The organism is Nocardioides nitrophenolicus (assembly GCF_016907515.1).
Classification (GTDB): Bacteria; Actinomycetota; Actinomycetes; order Propionibacteriales; family Nocardioidaceae; genus Nocardioides; species Nocardioides nitrophenolicus.
On record NZ_JAFBBY010000001.1, the window covers coordinates 422,671 to 440,566 of the forward strand.

Sequence of the window (17,896 nt, forward strand, 5' to 3'; positions counted from 1 at the left end):
CGGGTCAGCCGACGAAGACGGCCGCCGGGCGCGCCGTGCCGCCCTCGGGGCGGTACAGCGCCAGGAACTCGCCGTCGGGCGCGAAGACCCCCGTCAGCGTGTCGATGCCGAGCGGCAGCGGGCGGCCGTAGCGGACCGCCTGGGCCTGTCCGGCGTCGAGGTCGAGCGCCGGGAAGCTCGCGCGCGCCGCGTCGGCGAGCGGCGTGACCGTGACCTGCTCGAGGTCGGTCACCGCGCCGTCGAGGGTGAACGGACCCACGGCGGTGCGACGCAGCGCGATGAGGTGCCCGCCCACGCCGAGCGCCCCGCCGACGTCGCGGGCGATGGCGCGGATGTAGGTGCCGCTGGAGCAGCGCACGGTGATGTCGACGTCGAGGAAGTCCCCCACGACCCGCTGGTCGTGGACGGTGAGCTCGTGGACGGTCACCGGCCGGGCCTTGAGCTCGACCTCCTCGCCGTCGCGCACCCGCTGGTAGGCGCGCTTGCCGTCGACCTTGATCGCGCTCACCGCGGTCGGCACCTGGAGGATCTCGCCGACCTGGGTCGCGAACGCGGCCGCGACCGCCTCGGGCGCCAGGTGACCGGCCGGCGTCGCGGCGAGCGGCTCACCCTCGGCGTCGTCGGTGGTGGTCGAGGCGCCGAGACGCACCGTGGCGGCGTAGGCCTTCTCGGTGAGCATCAGGTGGCCGAGCAGCCGGGTGGCACGCTCGACGCCGAGCACCAGCACCCCGGTCGCCATCGGGTCCAGCGTTCCGGCGTGGCCGACCTTGCGGGTCCCGACCGCCCGGCGTACCCGCGAGACGACGGCGTGCGAGGTGATGCCGGCGGGCTTGTCGACGACGACGAGGCCCGACGGGACGCTCGCCATCAGTCCTGGTCCTCGGCCTCTTCGTCGACGACCTCGCGCGGCTTCTTGTAGGGGTCGGCCTCGCCGGCCGGCTGCGCGCCCTCGCGGGCGGCCGCGACCGCGGCGTCGGCCTCCCGGGCCTTGGCGAGCACCTCGTCGAGGTGGCGGGCGCTCTCGGGGATGCCGTCGAACTCGAAGGCGAGCGAGGGGACGTGGCGCATGCCGAGCTGCTTGCCGACCTCGGAGCGCAGCACGCCCTTGGCGGACTCGAGCGCCGCCGCGGTCGCCTGCTGGTCGGCGTCCTCGCCGAGCACGGTGTAGTAGATCGTGGCGTTCTGGGCGTCGCCCGTCAGGCGCACCTCGGTCACGGTGACGAAGCCGAGACGCGGGTCCTTGATCCGGCGCTCGAGCATCTCGGCGACGATCACCTGGATCCGGTCGGCGATCTTGCGTACGCGCGGGCTGGCCATGTCTGTTCCTTCTCTCGCCGACCCGTCACGAATGTGCGGGCGAATGATGTCGACCCGTCACGAAGGTGCCTGGGGAAGCGCACCTTCGTGACGGGTCGGCGTGATCAGCTCCGCGGGATCTCCCGCATCTCGAAGGCCTCGACGATGTCGCCCTCCTTGATGTCCTGGAAGTTGCGGAGCACGAGACCGCACTCGAAGCCCTCCCGGACCTCGGCCGCATCGTCCTTCTCCCGCTTGAGCGAGGCCAGGTCGAGGTTGTCGGCCACCACGGCGCCGTCGCGCAGGACGCGGACCTTGGCGTTGCGGCGGATGACACCACTGGTGACCATGCAGCCGGCGATGTTGCCGATCTTGGACGAGCGGAAGATCGCACGGATCTCCGCCTGGCCGAGAGCGTGCTCCTCGTACTCCGGCTTGAGCATGCCCTTGAGGGCCGCCTCGATCTCCTCGATCGCCTGGTAGATGACCGAGTAGTAGCGGATTTCGACGCCTTCCTTCTCGGCCATCTGACCCGCCTTGCCCTGCGGGCGGACGTTGAAGCCGATGATGATCGCGTCGGAGGCGGCGGCGAGGTCGACGTTGGTCTCGGTGATCGCACCGACACCGCGGTCGATGACCCGCAGGCTGACCTCCTCGCCCACGTCGATCTGGGCGAGAGCGTCCTCGAGGGCCTCGACCGAACCGGACACGTCGCCCTTGAGGATGAGGTTGAGCTCCTGGCTCTCGCCCTTCTCCATGGAGGCCATGAAGTCCTCGAGGGTACGACGCACGCGGCGCTTGGCCTGCATGGCCGCCCGCTCGCGGGCCTCGCGCTTCTCGGCGATCTGGCGCGCCATCCGGTCGTCCTCGACCACGATGAAGTTCTGGCCGGCGCCCGGGACGGACGAGAGGCCGAGAACCATCGCGGGCCGGGCCGGGTCGGCCTCGGTCAGCTCGTTGCCGTGCTCGTCGAGCATGGCGCGGACGCGACCGTGGGCCGGGCCGGCGACGATCGAGTCGCCGACGCGCAGCGTGCCGCGCTGGACCAGGATCGTGGCCACCGGGCCGCGGCCGCGGTCGAGGTGCGCCTCGACCACGAGGCCCTGCGCGTCCTGGACCGGGTTGGCCCGCAGGTCCAGGGACGCGTCGGCGGTGAGCACGATCGCCTCGAGCAGCTTGTCGAGGTTGAGCCCGGCCTTGGCCGAGACGTCGACGAACATCGCGTCGCCGCCGTACTCCTCGGGGATCAGGCCGTACTCGGAGAGCTGGCCCCGGACCTTGGTCGGGTCCGCGGACTCCTTGTCGATCTTGTTGACCGCCACCACGATCGGCACATTGGCCGCCTTGGCGTGGTTGAGCGCCTCGACCGTCTGCGGCATGACGCCGTCGTCGGCCGCGACCACCAGGACGGCGATGTCGGTCGCCTGCGCACCACGGGCACGCATGGCGGTGAACGCCTCGTGACCCGGGGTGTCGATGAAGGTGATCCGGCGGTCGTCGCCGTCGACCTCGGTGTGGACCTGGTAGGCACCGATGTGCTGGGTGATGCCACCGGCCTCGCCCTCGACGACGTTGGCGTTGCGCAGCGCGTCGAGGAGCTTGGTCTTTCCGTGGTCGACGTGACCCATGACCGTGACGACCGGCGGGCGGACGACCAGGTCGTCCTCGCTGCCCTCGTCGGCACCGAACTCGATGTCGAAGGACTCCAGCAGCTCGCGGTCCTCGTCCTCCGGGGAGACGACCTCGACGACGTAGTTGAGCTCGTCGCCGAGCAGCTCCAGCGTCTCGTCGCCCACCGACTGGGTGGCCGTGACCATCTCGCCGAGGTGGAAGAGCATCTGCACCAGCGAGGCGGCGTCGACGCCGATCTTGTCGGCGAAGTCGGTCAGCGAGGAGCCCCGGGCGAGACGGACCGTCTCGCCGTTGCCCTTGCGGACCCGCATGCCGCCGATCGTCGGGGCCTCCATGGCCTCGAACTCCTGGCGACGCGCCCGCTTGGACTTGCGGCCACGCCGCGCGGGACCACCCGGGCGACCGAAGGCACCCTGGGTCTGGCCACGCTGACCGGGACGACCGCCGCCACCGGGACGACCGCCGCCACCGGGGCCGAAGCCACCGGGACCGCGACCGCCGGGAGCACCGGCGCCGGCGCCGGCGCCGGGACGCCCCGGAGCACCGGCGCGGCCGGGACCACCCGGGCCACGCCCACCGGGACCGGGGCGACCGGGACCACCCGGGCCACGACCGCCGGGCCCACCCTGCCCGAAGGCACCGGCGGACTTCGGCATCATCGCCGGGTTGGGACGCGGCATGCCGGGACGGGCACCGCCACCGGCGCCGGCCGGCGGACGCGGGCCGGCCGGACCGGCCTCGCCCTCACGCGGCGGCGGGGCGGGACGACGGCCCATGCCCTGGCTGGGCGCGAACGGGTTGTTGCCGGGCCGCGGCGTGCCACCGGGCTTGCCGACCGGACGCGGAGCCGGGGCCGGCGCCTTGGGCGTCGGGGGCTTCGGCGCACCGGGCTTGGCGGCCGGAGCGGCCGGAGCTGCGGGAGCGGCCGGGGCCGCGGGGGCCTCGGGCGCTGCCGGAGCCGCGGCGGCGGGCTTGTCCTCGACCGCCGGCGCCTCGGGGGCGGCGGGAGCCTTCGGACCGGGTCGCGGTCCCGGGCGGGGACCGCCCGGCTTGGCGGCCGGAGCAGCCGGCGCCTCGGCCGCGGGGGCCTCGGCAGCGGGAGCGGGCGCGGCGGCGGCCGGCGCCTCGGGCGCGGCGGCAGCCTTCGTGGCCGGCGCCTTCGGGGCCGGCTTGGCCTCACCGGCGTCGCCGGCGGGCTTCATCTTGGCGAGGAGCTCGGCTCCATAGGTCGCCTCGAACTTCTTCACGGCGGGGAGCTCGATGCTCGACGACGCCGTCTTGGCGAACTCGCCGATGTCACTGAGCATCTTGAGCGCGTCGGCGCTCTTGATGCCGTACTGCTTCGCGAGTTCGGAAACTCGGGTCTTGGCCACGGTTCTCCTTCTGGCCCAAGACCCGGGTGGATCTCTAGACCGTTGGTGGGTGGTGCAGAACGAACTGGCTCATCGCGAGGTACTCATCGAGTGCTCATGAGCTGTTGCTCCAGTCTCTGTCGGTCGGATCGGTCCGAGCTGCGGTCGCCTGGGCGACGTACTCCCCCACCGGCACGCTGGACAGCCCACCCGCGCCCGGAGCGATCCGGAGCGCACGGGAGAAGGCCTTCCGCCGTACGGCGAGGTCGTAGCAACCGGTCGTGGGGTGCAGGTGCGCTCCACGGCCCGGCGCGGTGCCTCCGGGATCCGGGACGACGGCCGGCTGGCCGTCGGGTCCCGAGCCGGCGGTCACCCGCAACAACTCGCTCTTGGTGGCGCGCGCCCGGCATCCGACGCAGGTCCGGACGGGCCCCGGGATCGGGACGGCGTCAGGTCGAGCAGGGGAATTCGGTCGGTGTGCCACCGATAGCCAACTCTACCGGTTGGGGTGTCGAGTTCACGAACCGGGAGCCGCGCGACGGCCAGATCCGCTCGGACTCGTCAGCCGGCCGCGCCGGCCTCCTCGTCCGAGTGGATGTCGATCCGCCAGCCGGTGAGCCGCGCGGCGAGGCGGGCGTTCTGCCCCTCCTTGCCGATCGCGAGCGACAGCTGGAAGTCGGGGACCACGACCCGCGCCGAGCGGGCGGCGGCGTCGACGACCGTCACCGACTGGACCTGGGCCGGCGAGAGCGCGTTGGCGACCAGCCGGGCCGGGTCGTCGGACCAGTCGACGATGTCGATCTTCTCGCCGCCGAGCTCGGCCATCACGTTGCGCACCCGCTGGCCCATCGGGCCGATGCAGGCGCCCTTGGCGTTGACGCCCGAGACGGTGGACTTCACCGCGATCTTGGTGCGATGGCCGGCCTCGCGGGCGATCGCCGCGATCTCGACGGTGCCGTCGGCGATCTCGGGGACCTCGAGCGCGAACAGCTTCTTGACCAGGCTCGGGTGCGAGCGGGACAGGGTGACCTGCGGGCCGCGCATGCCCTTGCGCACCGAGACGACCAGGCACTTGATCCGGGTGCCGTGGCGGTAGTCCTCGCCCGGGACCCGCTCGCTGGCGGGCAGCTGGGCCTCGATCCGGCCCAGGTCGACCAGGACGTCGTCGGGGTTGCGGCCCTGCTGGATGACGCCGGAGATGATGTCGCCCTCCTTGCCGGAGAACTCGCCGAACTTGATCTCGTCCTCGGCGTCGCGCAGCCGCTGCAGCATGATCTGCTTGGCCGTGGTCGCCGCGATCCGGCCGAAGCCGTCGGGGGTGTCGTCGTACTCGCCGACCTTGTTGCCCTCGGCGTCGAGCTCCGCGGCCAGCACCGTGACATGCCCGGTCTTGCGGTTGAGCTCGACCCGCGCCTGGGAGACCGAGCCCTCGGTCTTGTGGTAAGCCGTGAGCAGCGCCTGCTCGATCGCCTCGACGAGGACGTCGAACTTGATCTCCTTCTCGCGCTCCAGCGTCCGCAGGATGCTGAGGTCGATGTCCATCAGTCGGCGTCCTTGTCGTTCTCGTCGTTCGCGTCGTTCTTCGGGTCTTTGCGGTTGAACTCGATCTGCACCAGCGCCTTGCGGACGTCGTCGTAGGCGACCCGGCGCTGGGTCCCGGCCACCTCCAGGGTGACGCCCTCCTCGTCGGAGCCGCCGATCCGGCCGGTCACCGACTCGTCGTCGGCGAGCGACACCTTGACCAGTCGGCCCTGGTTGCGGCGCCAGTGGCGCGGCAGCGTGAGCGGCCGGTCCACCCCGCGGGAGGTGACCTCCAGGGTGTAGGGCAGCTCGCCGAGGATCTTCGCGCCCCCGTCGGGGCCGTCGTCCTCCAGGACCCGGTCGATCACCTTGGTGGCGGCCGCGACGTCGTCGAGGGTGAGCCCGCCGTCGGTGTCGACGGCGATGCGCAGCACCCGGCGCTTCCCGGCCGGGGTGAGCTCCACCGCCTCGAGGTCGAGGCCCAGCTCGGCGAGCGGAGCGACGAGGACGTGCTCGATCCGCTCGGTGGTCGCTCCCTGAGCGGAATGAGTACCCATGGTGAGTCTCCCCGTGTCCTGTTGTGGCTGTGCGTGGCACACGATACCCGGCCCGGCGCGGCCCGATAGGGTCGCCGGGTGCCCGTGCCGCCCCGCCCCGTCTCCCGACGGCTGCTCGTCGTCGGCGGGATGGGCGCAGCCACGCTGGTGCTCGGTGCGTGCGACCCGATCGACGACGTCCTCGGGTCCGGCGACGACCCGGGCGTGTCGGGCGCGGTGACCCCCACCGCTCCCCCGGCCGACGCCGACAGCGCCCTCGTCGAGGGCGTGCGCTCAGCGGTCGCGACGACCGGCGCCCTCGCCACGGCCACCGCCGCGGCCTTCCCCGGCCTGAGGGTCGCGACCCGGCTGGCCCGCACCCACGACGCGCACGCCGCCGAGCTCGGCGGCGGCTCCGGCCCCGCGCCGGCGGCTCCGGCCGTCGCCGCCGACCGGGCCGCGGCCCGGGCCGCCCTCGTCACCGCCGAGACCGGCCTGCGCGACCGCCTCGTCGAGGCCGCCCACCAGGCCGGCAGCGGCGGCCTGGCCCAGGTGCTCGCCTCGATGGCCGCCGCGCTCAGCCAGGCCGTCGTCGGCCGCGGCGCACTGCCCATCGCCCCCCTGCCCGCGGTCGCCGGCGACCCGCCGCCCGCCGTCGAGGCGCTGCAGACCACGCTCGCGGCCGAGCACGCCGCCGTCTTCGTCTACGGCGTCCTCGGCGGGCAGACCTCCGCGTCCGGCTCCCCCGCCCTCTACGCCGCCGTCACCTCGGCGTACACCACCCACCGCACGCGTCGCGACGACCTGATGGCCCGCCTCGAGGCCGCCGGCGCCGACCCGGTCGCGGCGGAGCCGGGCTACGGCCTGCCCGCCGACCTGGGCTCCCCCGTCGCCGTCACCGACCGGGCCCGCGCCCTGGAGGAGTCGGCCACCGCGACCTACGCCTACCTGGTCGCGAGCACCACGGGCGATGCCCGCGCCTGGGCCGTCGACGCCCTGGTCGACGCGGCGCTGCGGATCGTGGGCTTCGGCGGCAGGCCGGACCGGCTGCCGGGACTCTGAGCGTTCACCACGCCGCGGAGCGGGCGGGCCCGGCAAAAACGCCAGCGGCTCGCGACCTCGACATCCGGGGAACTCCCGAGACGTCCCCCGAAGCCGGGGTCGCGAACCGCTGGTGACCGGGGACAACGGTCATCGGCGACTGGGAGAGGTGGGGCTCACCGATCGCCGTGCACAATCATGCAACAGAACGCGGCCGAGGGCCCGCGATAGCGATCCTCATAAATGTGCACTGCACAAAACTGCAGATGAGGGAACCTCACCTGAGGCGGTCCAGAAGGACATCGCCGCAGGTCAGCGCCAGGGCGCGAGCAGGTCCGGGAGGTCCGCCAGCCGGTGGGCGACGGCGTCCGGCTCGCCCTCGGTGTGACCGATCTGGTCGGCCGGAATGGTGCTGTGCGGGATGTGGACCGCGCGCATCCCGGCGTTCTGCGCGCCCCAGACGTCGTCGAAGAGCCGGTCGCCGACGTAGACGCAGGCGGTGGGGTCGGTGACGCCGACGGCGGCCATGGCGGCGCGGAACGCCTCGGGCGAGGGCTTCGTCCACGGGATCTCGCTGGTGTAGACGTCGCCGTCGAGCAGGTCGAGGACGCCGTCGCGCTCGAAGAAGCCGCGGTGCCAGGCCCGCGGCCAGATCGTGTTGGACAGTACGCCGACCCTGACCCCCTCGGCGCGCAGCCACCGCCACAGCGGGCCGACCTCGGGGTCGGTGAGGGTGTGCGGCTCCCAGAACGCGTAGTAGGCGTCGAGCAGGTCCGGGTCGTGGTCGAGGCCGGCGGCGTCGAACAGGTCGCCGATCGTCGCGCTCTGCTGGTGGTCGCGGCTGCGCCCCCAGACCACGCTGCCCGCCTCGTGCAGCCGCGCGGCGTGCGCGTGGTGGTCGTCGGAGACGTCCGGCGTGGTCCGCACCGCCTGGGCGAGCGCGAGCGACTCGGCGTGGAAGTCGATGTCGTGCCAGGCGGTGAGCGTGCCGCCCCAGTCGAAGATGACCGCGTCGACCGCCATCGGGCTCAGTCCCGAACGACCGCGGCGAGCGCGGCGACCGCGTCGGTGAGAGCGACCTCCTGCCGCTCGCCCGTGCGCCGGTCCTTGATCTCGATCACCCGGTTGTCGGGGTCGGCCACGCCGCGGCCCACCGTGACGATGGTGGGCACGCCGATCAGCTCGGCGTCCTTGAACTTCACGCCGGGGCTGATCTTGCCCGCGCGGTCGTCGTAGATGACGTCGAGGCCGGCGCCGGTGAGCCCGGCGACGAGCTCCTCGGCCGCGGCGAAGACGGCCTCGTCCTTGCCGGCGGCGACGACGTGGACGTCGGCGGGCGCGACATGGCGCGGCCAGCACAGGCCGATCTCGTCGAGGGTGTCCTCGGCGATCGCGGCCACGGCACGGGTGACGCCGATGCCGTAGGAGCCCATGGTGACGGTCACCAGCTTGCCGTTCTCGTCGAGCACCTTGAGGTCGAGCGCCTCGGCGTACTTGCGGCCGAGCTGGAACACGTGGCCCATCTCGATGCCGCGGGCCGACTCGAGGACGCCGTCGGCGCAGTTGGGGCAGGCGTCGCCGTCGCGGACCTCGGCGGCCTCGATGGTGCCGTCGGCGGTGAAGTCGCGGCCGGCGACCAGGTCGATGACGTGGGAGCCGGCGACGTCGGCGCCGGTGACCCAGCTGGTGCCGTCGGCGACCCGGGGGTCGACCAGATAGCGGATCCCGCTGGCCCGCTCCTCCCCCAGCACGCCCGGCCCGATGTAGCCCTTGACCAGCGCCGGGTGCTTGGCGAACTCGGTCTCGTCCATCGCCTCGACCTCGATCGGCTCGAGCTGGCCCTCGAGCCGCTTCTGGTCGACCTCGCGGTCGCCCGGCAGCCCGATGGCGAGGGGCTCGCGGGTGCCGTCGGGGTGCTTGAGGACGACGAGCACGTTCTTGAGCGTGTCGCTCGCGGCCCAGGGACGGTCCTCGCGGGGGAAGGCCGCGTTGAGGTGGTCGACCAGGGTGTCGATGGTCGGGGTGTCGGGGGTCGGCTCCGCGTGCGCGGCCGGCAGCCCGTCGTACGACGTGGGCGCGGGCGGGCGGACCTGGACGGCCTCGACGTTGGCGGCGTAGTCGCAGTTGGAGCAGCGCACGTAGGTGTCCTCGCCGACCTCGGCCTTGGCGAGGAACTCCTCGGACTTCGAGCCCCCCATCGCGCCGGCCGTGGCCTTGACGATGGCGTAGTCGAAGCCGAGCCGGTCGAAGATCCGGACGTAGGCGTCGCGGTGCAGCTGGTACGACGCGTCGAGGCCGGCGTCGCTGACGTCGAAGGAGTAGGAGTCCTTCATGGTGAACTCGCGACCGCGGAGCAGGCCCGCACGCGGCCGCGCCTCGTCGCGGTACTTGGTCTGGATCTGGTAGAGGCTCAGCGGCAGGTCCTTGTAGGAGCTGTACATGTCCTTGACCAGGAGCGTGAACATCTCCTCGTGGGTGGGGCCGAGCAGGTAGTCGGCCTCCTTGCGGTCCTTGAGGCGGAAGATGCCCTCGCCGTACTCGGTCCAGCGGTTGGTGGCCTCGTAGGGCTCGCGGGGCAGCAGCGCCGGGAAGGACACCTCCTGCGCGCCGATCGCATTCATCTCGTCGCGGATGATGCCCTCGATCTTGCGCAGCACCGCCAGTCCGAGCGGCAGCCAGGTGTAGATGCCCGGCGCGGCACGGCGGATGTAGCCGGCCCGCAGGAGCAGCCGGTGGCTCGGGACCTCGGCGTCGGAGGGGTCCTCCCGCAGGGTCCGCACGAACAGGGTCGACATCCGCATCAGCACGGGCCGAAGCCTACGGCCGGGCCCACCGGCGCCGCGAACCAGTAAGAGGGTCAGGCGGAGCGAGCGGCCTTCAGCATCCCGCGGATCATCGGGACCTGCAGCGGGATCCGGGCCAGGGTGCCGGCCTTCAGCGCGGCGTTGTCACCGCGCTGGGCGTCCAGTGCCATCTTCAGGTTGCCCGGCAGCACGCCGACGAGCAGCGCCGCGCTCGCGTACGCCGCCACCCGGCGGGTGCGCGGGTGCAGCATGCCCCCGGCGCAGGCCAGCTCGGCGACGCCGCTCCAGGTCACCCACGGCCGCGGGCCGCCGGGGAGCTGCTCGGGGACGAGCGGCTCGAACACCTCGGGCTTGACGAGGTGGACGACGCCACTGACCAGGAACGCGCCGGTGACCGCACGAGCGGTGAGGGGGACGGGCATGGGCCCACCCTCTCAGCCCGGCTCAGCCTGGATCCACCGATCTGCCGCGTGGCGAGCGTCACCAGATGGGTGCGGTGGCAAGGCGTCCGGCGCGATGGCAGCCTGGTTGGCTGTCGAGCGTCGGCAACGCAGCCAACGTGCCCAGCTGGTGGCGCGCAGCAGCGGGAGATCGGTGGCTCCCGGCTCAGCCCAGGTCGAGGGCGTTGCGCAGGCCCAGCTTGTAGAGCAGCTTGTCGGTCGCCTTGAGCGCCTTGAACTCCGGCGGGTCGTAGAGCGTGAAGGTCTTCGCCCGGGCGGCGCTCGAGCCGGCCTCGTCGAGGAGCGCGTTGACGGCGTGCCGGGCCGACTCGTTGGCGCCCTCCATGGTGGCCAGGTCGATGTCGGTGCGCACGAAGTCGCCGCTGAGCAGCAGGTTGGGGATCCGGGTGCGGGCGGTCGGCCGGCTGGACCAGGAGTCGACGGTGTTGACGAGCAGCGGGGTCTCGTTGGTGTTGCGGCCCGCGGCGGCGTCCCACTGCACGCCGGGGTCGAGGAACCAGGAGTGGATGATGTCGTCCGGCAGCAGGTCCCCGACCGTGTGGTGGTCGCGGATCTGGGCGAGCACCTCGTCGGCGATCTGCTGGCGGGTGCACTCCTTGGCCGGCTTGCCGTAGCGGATGCCGGGCGCGTCCCAGTTGGAGATGTCGACGGAGAGGATGTCGACGACCTCGCCGGTGCCGTAGTCGCGGCTGATCACGCGGTCCGCCCAGAACTGCCCCTGGGTGAGCGCGGTGAGCGCCCACGGCGAGTCGATGAAGGTGATGTGCCCCTTGGTGACGGGAACCGGCGCGCGCAGGAAGAACTGGATGCCGACCATCCAGTCGGTCTTCAGCGCCGAGAGCCGGCGCAGCGCGGGGTCGAGCGCAAGGACGTCGGGCGTCAGCGTCGGCAGCACCCGCTCGACCGGCATCGCGCTGACGAACCAGTCCGCCTCGACCCGGCTGGTCGTACCGGCGGCGTCGGCCAGCACGGCGGCGGTGACCCGGCCGCCCGCGGTCTCGTAGCGCACCAGTCCCTGACCGGCGACGAAGCGGACGCCGCGCCCCCGGAGGTAGGTCAGCCAGGGGTCGATCCACGCCTCGTTGGTCGGCAGGTCGAGCACCCGGTCGAGGGCGCCGTCGTTGCCGCGGCCCATCATGTTGTAGACGAAGGCCTCGCCCATGGTGCCGATGGTGCGGGTGCTGGCGATGGTCTCCTTGGCCGCGACCAGGTTGCGGGTCAGGCCGGCGGCGAGGATCCGCTGGTACGGCGTGGACCGCTTCGCCGCGCCGACGAAGTCCCACCAGCTCACCTTCTCCCACTGCCCGAGGCGGCGCTCGTCGCAGCTGGTGAGGAAGACGAGCAGCCGCTCCACGAAGTAGGTGAGCTCGTGCGGCGGCACGGCGTGTCCGCCGAGGGTGTCGCGCAGGAACCGGCGCAGCCCGTCGACGGTCAGCAGCTGCTGCGGGTCGGGCCCGATGCCGAACACGAAGGCGTCGGCGTGGTCGCCGCCGCGCAGGAACTTGCCGCCGCTGGCCGCCACCAGGTTGTCGCCGACGGTGCCGTTGCCGAACGGGATGCGGCGCATGGTCTCCGGCACGTGGTGGTAGAAGCCCGGGAAGAACCGGAAGCCGTGCTCGCCGGGCAGGTCCGCCCGGCCGCCCGCGCCGGTGCCGGCGACCGGGATGCTGCGGGCCTTGCCGCCCCAGGCGGAGGGCTCGAAGACGGTCACCTCGAAGCCGCGCTCGACCAGCTCGTGGGCGGCGGTCAGGCCGGCCATGCCACCTCCGAGCACCGCGACCCGCCGGCCGGGCGTGGCGGCGAAGGCCGGCGCGAGACCGGCACCGGCGAGGGCCGCGCCGGCGCCGACGGCGCCCGCGGACGTGAGCAAGGTACGACGGTCCAGCTGCGCCATCGGCGATCACCCCATGATCTCCAACCGACACCAGTGTCGGTATCCGTTGGCTGCGAGTATCGTGACCCAGGCCACACCAGGTCAAGGCCCGGCCCTGCTCCACCGACACTGATGTCGGTGGCGACGACGAGGAGAGCGCGTGAGCAGCACCGAGGCGGTCCGCCGGCGGCTCACGGCGTCCGCACGCCGGGAGCGGATCGAGGGCGCGGCGGTCGAGGTCTTCGCCGCGCGCGGGTACGACGCCGCGTCGGTCGGCGAGATCGCGGGCGCCGCCGGCGTCAGCCGCACCGTGCTCTACGACCACTTCCGCTCCAAGCGCGAGCTCTACCTCCACGTCCTCGACACCCAGAACGCCGCGATGCTGGCCGAGGTCGGCGCCGGGATCACCGGCGCGGGCGCCGGCCGGGACCGGATGCGGGCCACCGTGGCGGCGTACCTCTCCTTCGCGCGGCAGCGCCCGGCCGCCCGCAGGATCCTGGTCGACCCGATCCCGACCGGCGACCCCGAGCTGGACCGAGCGCTGCGCACCTTCCGCACCGCCCGCGCCCAGGCCGTCGCCACCATGCTCGGCCCCGACCTCACGCGCGCCGGGCTCCCCCACGGCTCGACGGCGGCCGAGGTGGTGGTCGAGCTGCTCATCACCGGCGTCGACGGCGTGGCCCGCTGGTGGCAGGAGCACCCGGCCGCCACCCTCGACGAGGTGACCGAGGTCGCCGCCCGCCTGCTGTGGAGCGGTCTCCCCCACCTCGGCGAGGTCAGAACATGACGGTCGCGAAGCGCGCGGTCTCGGTGAACCCGACCCGCTCGTAGGCCCGCCGCGCGGGCCGGTTCCAGTCGTTGACGTAGAGCGACACCGTGGGCGCGATCCGGGCCCGCACGTGCCGCACGACGGCGGCCATGCCGGCGGTCGCCAGCCCCTCGCCCCGGCGATGGGGCGGCACCCAGACCCCCTGGATCTGGGCCGCGTCGGGGGTCGCGCAGGCCACCTCGGCCTTGAAGACGAGCTCGTCGCCGTCGTAGCGGACGAAGGACCAGGCGCGGCTGACCAGCTGCGCCACCCGGGCGCGGTAGAGGTCACCGCCCCCGCCGACCTCGGGCGAGACGCCGACCTCCTCGGTGTACATCGCCACGCAGGCCGGGTAGAGCGTCGGGATGTCGGCGGGCGTGCCGTGGCGCACGCCGTGGTCGGGCGCGACGAGCGGCTCGGTGTCGATCACCAGGTGTCGCTGGTCCCAGCGCATGTCGCGCGGCTGCCCCCACTCCGGAGCGACCAGGCCCCAGAACGCGCGGACGGCGTCCTGGGGACCCACGATCGTCGAGGCGGTACGACGGCGGGCCAGGGCGCGCCCGGCGAACACCTCGGCGTCCTCCGGCGTGGCCTGCACCGGCACCAGGTTCGCGGCGACATGGCACGCGGCCACCAGGTGACCGCCCTCGAACCGGCCCCACATCTCACCGCCGAGCCAGCGTGGCTCGAGGTTGGTGGTGTGGGCGCGATGGATCGCGAACACGTTGACGACCGGGTCGAGGCCCGCGAGCGCCACGAAGGCGGGAAGGTCGGCCTGCGCGAGGACGCGCACGCCGTGCCGGGTGGTCAACACGCGACCACCCTAGTGGTCCGGCTCGACCACCAGTGGCGATCGGGCCCGGCGGTCCTCAACCGACCGAGACGGTGGCCTCGGCGCCCTCGACCGGCTCCATCGACTCGGCGATCTTCATCGCCTCCTCGATCAGCGTCTCGACGATCTCGGCCTCGGGTACGGTCTTGATCACCTCGCCCTTGACGAAGATCTGGCCCTTGCCGTTGCCGGAGGCGACGCCGAGGTCTGCCTCGCGCGCCTCGCCGGGGCCGTTGACGACGCAGCCCATGACGGCCACCCGCAGCGGGACCTCGAGCCCGTCGAGGCCGGCGGTGACCCGCTCGGCGAGGGTGTAGACGTCGACCTGGGCGCGACCGCACGAGGGGCAGGAGACGATCTCGAGCTTGCGCGGGCGCAGGTTGAGCGACTGGAGGATCTGGATGCCGACCTTGACCTCCTCGACCGGCGGCGCCGAGAGCGAGACCCGGATGGTGTCGCCGATGCCGCGCGAGAGGAGGGCGCCGAAGGCGGTGGCCGACTTGATGGTGCCCTGGAACGCCGGGCCCGCCTCGGTGACCCCGAGGTGGAGCGGCCAGTCACCCTGCTCGGCGAGCAGCTCGTAGGCGCGCACCATCACGACCGGGTCGTTGTGCTTGACCGAGATCTTGAAGTCGCGGAAGCCGTGCTCCTCGAAAAGGCTCGCCTCCCACACGGCCGACTCGACGAGCGCCTCGGGCGTGGCCTTGCCGTACTTCTCGAGCAGCCGCTTGTCGAGCGAGCCCGCGTTGACGCCGATCCGGATCGAGGTGCCGTGGTCCTGGGCCGCCTTGGCGATCTCCTTGACCTGGTCGTCGAACTTCTTGATGTTGCCCGGGTTGACCCGGACGGCGGCGCAGCCCGCCTCGATCGCGGCGAAGACGTACTTCGGCTGGAAGTGGATGTCGGCGATCACCGGGATCTGGCTGTGCTGGGCGATCTCGGGCAGCGCGTCGGCGTCGTCCTGGCTGGGGCACGCGACCCGGACGATGTCGCAGCCGGCGGCGGTGAGCTCGGCGATCTGCTGGAGCGTGCTGTTGACGTCGGAGGTGAGGGTCGTGGTCATCGACTGCACCGAGATCGGGTGGTCGCTGCCGACCCCGACCTTGCCGACCCGGATCTGGCGGGTCCGGCGGCGGGGGGCCAGCACCGGCGGGGGCGCCTCGGGCATGCCCAGACTGATCGACGTCATGGCGTCAAGACTACTTTCCGGAGGGGGTGGATCAGGATTCGAGGTGAACCGGTACGACGAGGTCACCGACGATGAGCACGACGCCCATCACCAAGATGGCCAGGCCGACGACATAGGCGACCGGCAGCAGCTTGGCCACGTCGACGTAGCCCGGGTCGGGCCGGCGCCGCAGCCGGGCCCAGCCCCGGCGCACGGCCTCCCACAGGGCGCCGGCGATGTGACCGCCGTCGAGCGGCAGCAGCGGCACGAAGTTGAACATGCCGATGAAGAAGTTGAATCCGGCGACCAGCATCAGCAGCGAGATCAGCTTGGCCTGGACCGGGATCTCGTCGTGGGAGGCGGTCTCGCCGGCCAGGCGACCACCGCCGACGATGCTGACCGGGCCCATCGGGTCGCGCTCCTGGACCCCGACGATCGCCTCGGCGACGCCCCACACCTTGGCGGGCAGGGTGGCGAGGGACTTGACCACCTCGACGGTCATCGTGCCCATCTGGTCGACGGTGTAGATCACGCCGCCGGTGGTGGGGTGCGAGCGGGGCACGACGCCGAGGAAGCCGACCTTGTCGTCGGTCTTCTGCCCCTTCTTGTCGGGCGGGCGCACCGCGGTCTCGGTGGTGAAGGTCAGCTGCTTGCCGTCGCGCTCGACGACCACGTCGGCCTCGGCGGTGCCGTTGGCCTTGACCAGGCTCTGCACCTGGGTCCAGCTCGTCACGGGGGTGCCGTTGAACGACACGATCCGGTCGCCGGCCTCGATCCCCGCGGCGTACGCCGGGGTCGGTCGCGTGGCGACCTCCTCCGGGGTGCAGACCCGGTCCTTCTGGTAGCCGGGGATGACGCAGGCGTTGACCTCGGCGATGGTGGTCTCGACGGTCCGGTCGCCGGGGTTGCCGTACGTCGCGAAGACCCCGGCGAAGATCAGGAAGGCGATGACGAGGTTCACCGTGGGGCCGCCGCCCATCACGATGACCTTCTTCCACCACGGGAACTTGTAGAAGAGCCGGTCGGCGTCCTCGGGCCGGATCGTCTCCCACTCGGCCGCCCGCGCGTCCGAGATGAGCTGGGTGAACATGCCGGTGTTGGACTTGCGGACCCGGACCACGTGGTTGCCGTCGGCATCCACCTCGACCTGGTCGGCGAGCTCGACCGCGCCGGGCGGGAGCATGCCGACGATCTTGACGTAGCCGCCGAGCGGGATCGCCTTGACGCCGTACTCGGTCTCGCCGACCTGCCGGCTCCACACCGTGGGCCCGAAGCCGATGAAGTACTGGGTGACCTTCCCGCCGAAGGCCTTGGCCGGGATCATGTGGCCGAGCTCGTGCAGTCCGATCGAGGCGAGGATCGCGACGACGAAGACGAGGACGCCGAGCAGGTAGAGCAGTGCGGTCATGGGCGGGGTGCGGTCCTCGGGTCGATGAGCTGGCTGGCCGCCTCCCGCGCCCACGCGTCGGCCGCGAGGACGTCGTCGAGGGAGAGCTGCCCCTCCGAGGGTACGTCGTGGGCGGCTAGCACGTCGGCAACCAGGTCGACGATCCCGGTGAAGCCCAGCCGGCCGGCGCGGAAGGCGTCGACCGCGACCTCGTTGGCCGCGTTGTAGACGGCCGGCGCGGTCGCGCCGCGCTCCCCCGCCGCCCGGGCCAGCGCCACCGCGGGGAACGCCTCGTCGTCGAGCGGCAGGAACTCCCAGGTCTCGGGCCGGGTCCAGTCCACGGCGGGGGCCGCATCGGGCACCCGGTCGGGCCACGAGAGCCCTAGCGCGATCGGGATCAGCATGGTCGGCGGGCTGGCCTGGACCAGCGTCGAGCCGTCGACGAACTCGACCATCGAGTGCACCACGCTGGTGGGGTGGACCACGACCTCGATCCGGTCGTAGGGGATGCCGAAGAGCAGGTGGGCCTCGATCACCTCGAGGCCCTTGTTGACCAGGGTCGCGGAGTTGATGGTGATCACCGGGCCCATGTCCCAGGTCGGGTGGTTGCCGGCCTGCTCCGGGGTGACGTCGGCGAGCTCGGCGCGGCTCCGGCCGCGGAACGGGCCGCCGCTGGCGGTCAGCACCAGGCGGCGTACCTCGTCGGGGGTGCCGCCGCGCAGGCACTGGGCGAGCGCGCTGTGCTCGGAGTCGACCGGCACGATCTGGCCCGGCTTCGCCTTGTCGAGCACGAGCGGACCGCCCATGACGAGCGACTCCTTGTTGGCGAGCGCGAGCGTGCTGCCGGCCTCCAGGGCGGCCAGGGTCGGCAGCAGGCCGACGGCGCCGGTGATGCCGTTGAGGACGACATCGCACTCCTGCTGGGCGGCCTCGACGCTGGCCTGCTCGCCGAGCCCGTGGAAGCGCGGGGCGAACTCGGCCACCTGCCGGTCGAACAGGTCTCGGTTGCCGCCCCCGGCCGTGAGGCCCACCACCCGGAACCGGTCCGGGTTGGCGCGGACCAGGTCGAGCGCCTGGGTGCCGATCGAGCCGGTCGAGCCGAGGATGACGACGTCCTTCACCCCGTCATCCTCGCAGGAGCGACGGCACAGCCCGGAATCCTCCGAAATGCCGGAACCCGGGCCG

16 protein-coding genes are annotated in these 17,896 nt (G+C 72.6%); 2 read left to right on the forward strand and 14 right to left on the reverse strand.

The features are described 5' to 3' along the window. Nucleotides 1-4 precede the first annotated feature (4 nt). The 6 genes from truB to rimP form a co-directional block, all read right to left on the reverse strand. A complete protein-coding gene (gene truB, locus JOD66_RS02030) occupies nt 5-868 on the reverse strand; it encodes a tRNA pseudouridine(55) synthase TruB (RefSeq protein ID WP_204835281.1) in 864 nt (287 codons plus the stop codon). Continuing rightward, complete coding sequence (gene rbfA / locus JOD66_RS02035) at nt 868-1,317, reverse strand: 30S ribosome-binding factor RbfA (protein WP_204835282.1); 450 nt, start codon at nt 1,315-1,317, stop codon at nt 868-870. The genes truB and rbfA overlap by 1 nt, the downstream gene beginning before the upstream one ends. Nucleotides 1,318-1,421: 104 nt before the next feature. After that, complete coding sequence (gene infB / locus JOD66_RS02040; RefSeq protein WP_204835283.1) at nt 1,422-4,301, reverse strand: translation initiation factor IF-2; 2,880 nt, start codon at nt 4,299-4,301, stop codon at nt 1,422-1,424. A 94-nt stretch (nt 4,302-4,395) separates the two neighbouring features. Further along, nucleotides 4,396-4,764: a YlxR family protein gene (locus tag JOD66_RS02045; RefSeq protein WP_307823244.1), complete on the reverse strand. Its 369-nt coding sequence runs from the start codon at nt 4,762-4,764 to the stop codon at nt 4,396-4,398. Nucleotides 4,765-4,841: 77 nt separating this feature from the next. Then, on the reverse strand, nt 4,842-5,822 hold the full coding sequence (gene nusA / locus JOD66_RS02050; RefSeq protein WP_204835284.1) for a transcription termination factor NusA: 981 nt from the start codon (nt 5,820-5,822) through the stop codon (nt 4,842-4,844). Continuing rightward, nucleotides 5,822-6,358 carry a ribosome maturation factor RimP gene (gene rimP, locus JOD66_RS02055; RefSeq protein WP_204835285.1) on the reverse strand — a complete coding sequence of 179 codons (537 nt, stop codon included), beginning with the start codon at nt 6,356-6,358 and terminating at the stop codon, nt 5,822-5,824. The genes nusA and rimP overlap by 1 nt, the downstream gene beginning before the upstream one ends. A gap of 78 nt (nt 6,359-6,436) precedes the next feature. Between rimP and JOD66_RS29335 the strand changes: the two genes are divergently transcribed. Further along, nucleotides 6,437-7,399: a ferritin-like domain-containing protein gene (locus JOD66_RS29335; protein WP_204835286.1), complete on the forward strand. Its 963-nt coding sequence runs from the start codon at nt 6,437-6,439 to the stop codon at nt 7,397-7,399. 291 nt (nt 7,400-7,690) lie between these two features. On the opposite strand, the gene JOD66_RS02065 is transcribed toward JOD66_RS29335, so the two are convergent. The 4 genes from JOD66_RS02065 to JOD66_RS02080 all read right to left on the reverse strand — a co-directional run bounded on the left by JOD66_RS02065 (nt 7,691) and on the right by JOD66_RS02080 (nt 12,537). Beyond that, the gene (locus tag JOD66_RS02065; RefSeq protein ID WP_204835287.1) at nt 7,691-8,401 is read right to left on the reverse strand and encodes an HAD family hydrolase; all 711 of its coding nucleotides are present in this window, start codon (nt 8,399-8,401) and stop codon (nt 7,691-7,693) included. 5 nt (nt 8,402-8,406) lie between these two features. Further along, entirely contained in the window at nt 8,407-10,185 is a 1,779-nt protein-coding gene (locus JOD66_RS02070; RefSeq protein ID WP_204835288.1) for a proline--tRNA ligase, read from the reverse strand. A gap of 50 nt (nt 10,186-10,235) precedes the next feature. Next, nucleotides 10,236-10,604, reverse strand: coding sequence for a DoxX family protein (locus JOD66_RS02075; protein WP_204835289.1), 369 nt, complete (start codon nt 10,602-10,604; stop codon nt 10,236-10,238). A gap of 184 nt (nt 10,605-10,788) precedes the next feature. Continuing rightward, complete coding sequence (locus JOD66_RS02080) at nt 10,789-12,537, reverse strand: hydroxysqualene dehydroxylase (protein ID WP_204835290.1); 1,749 nt, start codon at nt 12,535-12,537, stop codon at nt 10,789-10,791. A gap of 139 nt (nt 12,538-12,676) precedes the next feature. Between JOD66_RS02080 and JOD66_RS02085 the strand changes: the two genes are divergently transcribed. Beyond that, a complete protein-coding gene (locus JOD66_RS02085) occupies nt 12,677-13,303 on the forward strand; it encodes a TetR/AcrR family transcriptional regulator (protein WP_204835291.1) in 627 nt (208 codons plus the stop codon). Here JOD66_RS02085 and JOD66_RS02090 read toward each other — a convergent pair. The 4 genes from JOD66_RS02090 to dxr are packed head-to-tail and all read right to left on the reverse strand — an operon-like array spanning nt 13,293 to nt 17,832. Then, the gene (locus JOD66_RS02090; RefSeq protein WP_204835292.1) at nt 13,293-14,138 is read right to left on the reverse strand and encodes a GNAT family N-acetyltransferase; all 846 of its coding nucleotides are present in this window, start codon (nt 14,136-14,138) and stop codon (nt 13,293-13,295) included. The two genes, JOD66_RS02085 and JOD66_RS02090, sit on opposite strands and share 11 nt — an antisense overlap. A 55-nt stretch (nt 14,139-14,193) precedes the next feature. Continuing rightward, a complete protein-coding gene (gene ispG, locus JOD66_RS02095; RefSeq protein WP_204835293.1) occupies nt 14,194-15,345 on the reverse strand; it encodes a flavodoxin-dependent (E)-4-hydroxy-3-methylbut-2-enyl-diphosphate synthase in 1,152 nt (383 codons plus the stop codon). A 31-nt stretch (nt 15,346-15,376) separates the two neighbouring features. After that, on the reverse strand, nt 15,377-16,732 hold the full coding sequence (locus JOD66_RS02100) for a M50 family metallopeptidase (RefSeq protein WP_204835294.1): 1,356 nt from the start codon (nt 16,730-16,732) through the stop codon (nt 15,377-15,379). After that, complete coding sequence (dxr, locus tag JOD66_RS02105; RefSeq protein WP_204835295.1) at nt 16,729-17,832, reverse strand: 1-deoxy-D-xylulose-5-phosphate reductoisomerase; 1,104 nt, start codon at nt 17,830-17,832, stop codon at nt 16,729-16,731. The genes JOD66_RS02100 and dxr overlap by 4 nt, the downstream gene beginning before the upstream one ends. Between the last annotated feature and the right edge of the window lie 64 nt (nt 17,833-17,896).